This is a genomic window from Kitasatospora aureofaciens, from assembly GCF_001188955.3.
GTDB lineage: Bacteria > Actinomycetota > Actinomycetes > Streptomycetales > Streptomycetaceae > Kitasatospora > Kitasatospora aureofaciens.
This window is the reverse complement of record NZ_JPRF03000093.1, coordinates 1-6,054: the sequence shown is the minus strand read 5'-3', so window position 1 is coordinate 6,054 and position 6,054 is coordinate 1. Positions and strand designations below refer to the sequence as shown.

The 6,054-nt window shown below is 72.1% G+C and carries 6 protein-coding genes and 2 pseudogenes; all 8 read right to left on the bottom strand.

From position 1 onward, the window contains the following. Positions 1-362, bottom strand: a pseudogene (locus HS99_RS38745) (hypothetical protein); the annotation flags it as partial. Further along, positions 355-900, bottom strand: a complete 546-nt coding sequence (locus HS99_RS38740) for a SigE family RNA polymerase sigma factor (protein WP_030288192.1) — start codon at positions 898-900, stop codon at positions 355-357. The pseudogene HS99_RS38745 and the gene HS99_RS38740, both read right to left, overlap by 8 nt. 285 nt (positions 901-1,185) lie before the next feature. Next, a complete protein-coding gene (locus HS99_RS38735; RefSeq protein ID WP_030551929.1) occupies positions 1,186-2,256 on the bottom strand; it encodes an aspartate-semialdehyde dehydrogenase in 1,071 nt (356 codons plus the stop codon). Between the two features lie 28 nt (positions 2,257-2,284). Beyond that, on the bottom strand, positions 2,285-3,565 hold the full coding sequence (locus tag HS99_RS38730; RefSeq protein WP_030288196.1) for an aspartate kinase: 1,281 nt from the start codon (positions 3,563-3,565) through the stop codon (positions 2,285-2,287). A 311-nt stretch (positions 3,566-3,876) separates the two neighbouring features. Next, positions 3,877-4,599 (bottom strand): DUF5063 domain-containing protein, encoded by a 723-nt coding sequence (locus HS99_RS38725; protein WP_223886036.1) that lies wholly within the window; start codon positions 4,597-4,599, stop codon positions 3,877-3,879. Then, positions 4,592-5,191 (bottom strand): recombination mediator RecR, encoded by a 600-nt coding sequence (gene recR, locus HS99_RS38720; protein ID WP_030288200.1) that lies wholly within the window; start codon positions 5,189-5,191, stop codon positions 4,592-4,594. Before recR ends, HS99_RS38725 begins: the two co-directional genes overlap by 8 nt. 164 nt (positions 5,192-5,355) lie before the next feature. Then, positions 5,356-5,694, bottom strand: coding sequence for a YbaB/EbfC family nucleoid-associated protein (locus HS99_RS38715; RefSeq protein WP_072654976.1), 339 nt, complete (start codon positions 5,692-5,694; stop codon positions 5,356-5,358). Positions 5,695-5,859: 165 nt separating this feature from the next. Then, positions 5,860-6,054 (bottom strand): annotated as a pseudogene (locus HS99_RS38710) (DNA polymerase III subunit gamma/tau); the annotation flags it as partial.

The window sequence follows — 6,054 nt, the reverse complement described above, 5'->3', positions numbered from 1 at the left end:
CCGGAGCCGGGGTGCGCGCCGGTGCCGGTGGCCCCCCCGCCGACCGCGGCGCCGCTGGGGGCCGCCAGGGTCGCGCCGTTGACGGTCGTGGACCCGGGCCCGCCGGAGAGTCCGAGGTGGTCGCCCTCGTGGAGTACCGGCAGGGCGATCGCGACGGCCAGGGCCAGCGCCGCCGCACCGGTCCAGGCCCCGCGGCGGGCGGCCCGGCGCCGGGGTACGGCCTGCCGGATCCGGGGCAGGGCGCCGGCCCCGGGCTGGATCCCGGCGACGGCGTGCCGCATCAGCTCGCGCAGCGCCCGTTCCTCGGAGGACAGGCCGGGTACGTCGTCGTCCTCGGGCCGCTGCCGGGCGCCGTCAGCCATGTCCGGCCTCCATCTGGATCCGGAGGGCGGCGAGTCCGCGCGAGCCGTACGCCTTCACCGAACCGAGTGAGATGCCCAGGGCCTCGGCGACCTGCGCCTCCGTCATGTCCACGAAGTAACGCAGCACCAGAACCTCCCGCTGACGGCGTTGCAGACCCTTCAGCGCGGCCTTCAGCTGGTCGCGCTCCAAGGCATCGTAGGCACCTTCTTCTGCACTGGCCATGTCAGGCATGGGCTTCGGCAGCAGTCGCAGGCCGAGGATCCGGCGGCGCAGTGTGGAGCGCGACAGGTTGACCACCGTCTGCCGGAGGTAGGCCAGGGTCTTCTCGGGCTCGCGCACCCGGCGCCGGGCGGCGTGCACCCGGATGAAGGCCTCCTGCACGACGTCCTCGCAGGTGGAGAGGTCGTCCAGGAGCAGCGCGGCGAGCCGCAGCAGGGAGCGGTAGTGCGCCTGGTAGGTCGCGGTGAGCAGGTCCTCGCTGGTACCCGCGTCGGTACCGGCACCGGAGTCCGCCGCACCGGGTGCGGCCGCCGTCATCTGGTCTTCTTCCGGCCTACTCGAAAACCACGGGGCGCGCGACGGGAAGGTCACCACGGCCCTCGCCGAGATGCCCGTCCTTGCCCCCACCACCACGTTCGCCACGCCCGTTGGACACTCGATCCCCTGTCATGGTTGCCCAGCCCGGGGCCCATTCTTCCGCATCGGCCGAAGAGGCCTCCAGGGGATTCCCACGGGATTCCGGACGGATTGTGTCGAGGAGCGGACACAGGTCCGGACATCCTCGGGCACAAAGGGCCCGCCGAACCGGTCCGGTGACGGTTCCTAGGATCCCTCGGGGCTGCCTGCGCTCAGCTCGCCGGCCACCAGCTCGGCGATCTGCAGCAGGTTGAGCGCGGCCCCCTTGCGCAGGTTGTCGCCGCAGAGGAAGAGGTCGAGCGCGTCCGGCTCGTCCAGCGCCCGGCGCACCCGCCCGGCCCAGACCGGGTCGGTGCCGACCGCGTCGTTCGGAGTGGGGAACTCCCCGGCCGCCGGGTCGTCGTAGAGGACCACGCCGGGTGTCTCGCGCAGGATGTCCTGGGCGTGCTCCTGGCTGACCTCGCGCTCGAAGCGGGCGTGCACGGCCAGTGCGTGGGTGCGGACGACCGGGATGCGCACGCAGGTCGCGGAGACCCGCAGGGCGGGCAGGCCGAGGATCTTGCGGGCCTCGTCGCGCAGGCCCAGCTCCTGGGCGGACCAGCCGCCCTCGCACAGGCCGCCGGTCCAGGGCACGGCGTTGAGGGCGAGCGGGGCGGCGAACGGCCCCTCGTCGGCGATCACCGCGCGCAGGTCGCCGGTCTGCCGGCCGACCTCGGTGCCGGCCACCAGGGCCGTCTGATCGCGCAGCGCCGCCATGCCTTCCCGGCCCTCGCCGCTGGCGGCCTGGTAGGTGGCGACCACGAGCTGTTCCAGCCCGTACTCGGCGTGCAGCGCGCCGACCGCCGCGACCAGCGCGAGCGTGGTGCCGGCCGGGCTGGCCACGATGCCGCGCGGACGGATCCGCAGCGCGGCCGCGTTGACCTCGGGGACGACCAGCGGCACGTCCCCGGCGGTGCGGAAGGCGGCCGAGTCGTCGACCACCACGATGCCCTTGGCCGCCGCGATCGGCGCCCACTGGGCGGAGACCGCGTCGGGGACGGCGAACACGGCGACGTCGATGCCCGCGAAGGCCTCCTCGGCCAGCGGGACGACCTCGACCGGCTCCCCGCGCACCACCGGCGTACGGCCGGCCGAACGCGGGGAGGCGACGAGTCGGACCTCGCCCCAGATGTCCTGACGGAGCGAGAGCAGGCCGAGCAGGACCTCGCCGACCGCGCCGGTGGCGCCGACGACGGCGAGGTTGGGCCGCCGGGTCACTTCCGGGAGTCCCTGCCCGGCTGCCGGGTCATCGCCCGGTGCCGCCGTAGACGACGGCCTCGTCGCTCTCGCTGTCCAGGCCGAAGGCGCTGTGCACGGCGCGGACCGCCTCCGGCACGTCGTCGGCGCGGGTGACCACCGAGATGCGGATCTCCGAGGTGGAGATCAGCTCGATGTTGACGCCCGCGGCGGACAGCGCCTCGAAGAAGGTGGCGGTGACGCCCGGGTTGGACCGCATGCCCGCGCCGACCAGCGAGATCTTGCCGATCGCGTCGTCGTAGCGCAGCGACTCGTAGCCGATGCCCTCCTTGACCCGGCCGAGCGCGTCGATGGCCTTCTGGCCCTCGGTCTTCGGCAGGGTGAAGGAGATGTCGGTCAGGCCGGTCGACGCGGCGGAGACGTTCTGCACCACCATGTCGATGTTGACCTCGGCGTCGGCGATGGCGCGGAAGATGCGCGCCGCCTCGCCCGGCTTGTCGGGCACGCCGACGACCGTGACCTTGGCCTCGGAGGTGTCGTGGGCGACTCCGGAGATGATGGCCTGCTCCATCTCGCCCCCTTCGGGCTTGTTCGGGTTGTCGTTGCTGACGATCGTCCCGGGAAGACCCGAGAAGGACGAGCGTACGTGAATCGGGATGTTGTAGCGGCGGGCGTACTCCACACAGCGGTCGAGCAGCACCTTGGACCCGGACGAGGCCAGCTCCAGCATGTCCTCGTACGCGATCCAGTCGATCTTGCGCGCCTTCTTCACCACGCGCGGGTCGGCGGTGAACACGCCGTCCACGTCGGTGTAGATCTCGCAGACCTCGGCCTTGAGCGCGGCGGCCAGCGCGACGGCGGTGGTGTCCGAGCCGCCGCGGCCCAGGGTGGTGATGTCCTTGCTGCTCTGGGACACGCCCTGGAAGCCGGCCACGATCGCGATGTTGCCCTCGTCCAGGGCGGTGCGGATGCGACCCGGCGTGACGTCGATGATGCGCGCCTTGTTGTGGACGGAGTCGGTGATGACACCGGCCTGGCTGCCCGTGAAGGACTGGGCCTCGTGACCCAGGGATTTGATCGCCATGGCCAGCAGCGCCATGGAGATGCGCTCTCCAGCGGTCAGCAGCATGTCGAACTCACGGCCGGCAGGGAGCGGTGACACCTGCTCCGCGAGTTCGATGAGCTCGTCCGTCGTGTCGCCCATCGCGGACACCACGACGACGACCTCATGGCCGGCCTTCTTGGCGTCAACGATTCGGCGGGCAACGCGCTTGATGCCCTCGGCATCCGCAACGGATGAGCCGCCGTACTTCTGCACGACAAGGCCCACGTGCGCTCCTCGACTAGTGTCGTTTTCCGGGGGCGCCTGGCCCCCGTACCCCCCGGTGGAAAGGGGGGTGCGGTCCGCGCCAGTCTACCGAGCAGGGGTGCCCCGACCGGCGCTTTCCATATGATGAGACGGCGGTTTCGGCAGGTGGGCGGCGATCCGGGCGCGGCCACCGGCAGGTCTGCGGGGCATTCGGCGCCGCTCCGCAGAATCCCCGGACGAATGCCCGCCGCCACGGTCGGATTTCTTTTCCGGACGGATTGCTGAGGCATTCGTCACAATCGGCCTCCGCGCCGGTGCCGGCCCGCGGCGGATTACCGGCCGAGACCGAGCTCCGCCGCCATCAGGTCGCCCGCCTGCTGCTCCAGCTGCTCGTCGGTGAGCCCGTCGTCGTCGGTGTCCGCGCCGTCCGGCGCCGCACCGATCGGGCTGTCCAGCCGGACGTGGGCTATCAGCGACTGCAGCGCCCGCAGCACCGCCGTGCAGGTCGTGCCCCAATTGGAGAGGTACGAGAACTGCCACCACCACAGCGCCTCGCTGACCCGGCCCTCGCGGTAGTGGGTCAGACCGTGCTGGAGCTCGCTGACCACACCGGCCAGGTCGTCCGAGATCCGGAAGGCGTTCGGCTTCTCCGGCGGACCGTACGGGTCGAAGACCTCGTGGTAGACGTCGATCGGCGCGAGCAGCTCGGCGAGGCGCTCGCGCAGCTGCTCGCCGTCCGGCTCCGGTCCGGCATCGGGCTCGAAGCGGTCCTCCGGGACGACGTCCTCGATGGCGCCCAGCCGGCCGCCCGCCAGCAGCAGCTGCGAGACCTCCAGGAGCAGCAGCGAGACCGCGCTGCCCGGTTCGTCGCCCTTGGCGACCTCGGTGACGGCGAGCACGAAACTCTCCACCGAGTCGGCGATCTGCACGGCGAAGTCGTCCGGCTCGGAGCCGTGGCCGTGGATGTGCGGGCCGTGGGTGTGCGGGGCTTGGGCCTCCGGCTCCGGGTGGGGCTGCGGGCCGTGGGGCTGCTGGTTGATCGTCCGGTCAGACATCGAGCAGTCGTCTCCCTTCGAAGGCGCGGCCGAGGGTGACCTCGTCCGCGTACTCCAGGTCCCCGCCGACGGGCAGGCCGCTCGCCAGGCGGGTCACCTTCAGGCCCATCGGCTTGCAGAGCCGGGCCAGATAGGTGGCGGTCGCCTCCCCCTCCAGGTTGGGGTCGGTGGCCAGGATCAGCTCGGTGACCGTACCGTCCGCGAGGCGCGCGAGCAGCTCGCGAATGCGCAGGTCGTCCGGGCCGACGCCCTCGATGGGGCTGATCGCGCCGCCCAGCACGTGGTATCGGCCGCGGAACTCACGGGTGCGCTCGATGGCGACGACGTCCTTGGGCTCCTCGACCACGCAGATGACCGCGAGGTCGCGGCGCGGGTCCAGGCAGACCCGGCACTGCTCGGCCTCCGCGACGTTGCCGCAGACCACGCAGAAGCGGACCTTGTCCTTGACCTCCAGCAGCGCGTGCGCGAGGCGGCGCACGTCGACCGGGTCGGCCTGCAGCACGTGGAAGGCGATCCGCTGGGCGCTCTTGGGCCCGACGCCGGGCAGCCTGCCCAGTTCGTCGATCAGGTCCTGAACCACGCCCTCGTACAACGTCGCGCCTTCCCTCGGATGGTCGGTCTGCTCCTGGCCGGAGGTCCTCCTGCCGGAGGTGCTCCGGTGCCATCATCCAACGAATCGGGCGCCGGACACACCGGCCGACGCCCGACTCCCACAGAAATCACATGAGGACGTCCGGGAACGGACGCCCCGGAACGCTAGAAGGGCAGGCCCGGGATGCCGCCGCCCATGCCCTGGGTGAGCGGGCCCATCCGCTCGGCCTGCATCTTCTGGGCCGCCTGGGTGGCGTCCCGGACGGCCGCCAGGATCAGGTCGGCCAGGGTCTCGGTGTCCTCCGGGTCCACGGCGGCCGGAGCGATGGTCAGCGCCACCAGCTCGCCCGAACCCGTCACCGTCGCCTCGACCAGGCCACCGCCGGCCGTACCGTTCACCTTCGCCTCGGCCAGCTCCTGCTGGGCCTTCGCGAGCTCCTGCTGCATCTTCTGCGCCTGCTTGAGCAGCTGCTGCATGTTGGGCTGACCACCACCGGGGAACACGGCTCACTCCTTGCTGTCACGCGGTTCTTCGTCCGTCACCGCCGAGCCTACGGGCCCGGGGCCGCCCGTGGGGACCGCTCCCGGGGCTCCCCGGGCTCCCCGGAGTCCCCAGGAGGGCCCTGGAGTCTCCCCGGAAGGGCGTCCCCGGGGCCCTGGGAGGTCCGCTCAGTTGCCCCGGTGGTGGATCTCCTCCAGCACCGTGGCGCCCAGCTCGCGGATGATCAGCTCCTGGCCGGAGAACGCCTCCTCGTTGAGGTCCGGGTCGTCCTCCTCCGGGATGTCGTCCTCCGGAGCCACCGACTGCACCGGGCGGGCCGGGGGCGCCGGCGCGGCCGACGGCGGGGCCTGCACCGGCGCGGG

Excerpts from the sequence above, each read along its gene's own strand:
- HS99_RS38725 (WP_223886036.1), bottom strand. The coding sequence starts at position 4,599 with ATGTCTGACCGGACGATCAACCAGCAGCCCCACGGCCCGCAGCCCCAC.
- HS99_RS38740 (WP_030288192.1), bottom strand. The coding sequence starts at position 900 with ATGACGGCGGCCGCACCCGGTGCGGCGGACTCCGGTGCCGGTACCGAC.